Raw genomic sequence first — 567 nt, 5'->3', positions numbered from 1 at the left:
TCCCAGCCCCTCGAACAGGATTGTCGACAGGTAACGCTCGGCGAAGGACGGGATGACCACCACAAGATTTTTGCCCTTGTTCTCCGGCCGCGAGCCGACGACGATGGCCGCCTGCAGGGCGGCGCCCGAAGAGATGCCGACCGGCACGCCTTCGAGGCGGGCGACGAGGCGGGCATTGGCCACGGAATCCTCGTTCGACACTTTGACGATCTCGTCATAGATCGTCGTGTCGAGGATTTTGGGCGCAAAGCCGGCGCCGATGCCCTGGATTTTGTGCGGGCCGGGCTGGCCGCCCGACAGAACAGGCGAGGAGTCCGGCTCGACGGCGACGACATGCACGGAGGGCTTGCGCTTCTTCAGCACCTGGCCGACGCCGGTGATGGTGCCGCCGGTGCCGATGCCGGCGACGAAGATGTCGACCTCGCCATGCGTATCGTTCCAGATTTCCTCGGCCGTCGTCGTGCGATGGATTTCTGGATTGGCCGGGTTCTCGAACTGCTGCGGGATGATCGCGTTGGGGATCGTCGCTGCCAGTTCGTCGGCCTTGGCGATGGCGCCCTTCATACC

General features: G+C 64.7%; 1 protein-coding gene. It reads right to left on the bottom strand.

Translation table 11 applies throughout. The features are described 5' to 3' along the window. Nucleotides 1-567, bottom strand: a 567-nt coding sequence (locus EN893_RS37090; RefSeq protein WP_128362312.1) for a pyridoxal-phosphate dependent enzyme, incomplete at both ends; no start/stop codon positions are given.

The sequence above is a fragment of the Mesorhizobium sp. M7A.F.Ca.CA.004.04.2.1 genome (assembly GCF_004022825.1).
Taxonomy (GTDB): domain Bacteria; phylum Pseudomonadota; class Alphaproteobacteria; order Rhizobiales; family Rhizobiaceae; genus Mesorhizobium.
Note: the sequence above shows the minus strand (reverse complement) of the source record. Positions and strands in the feature narration are given on the sequence as shown.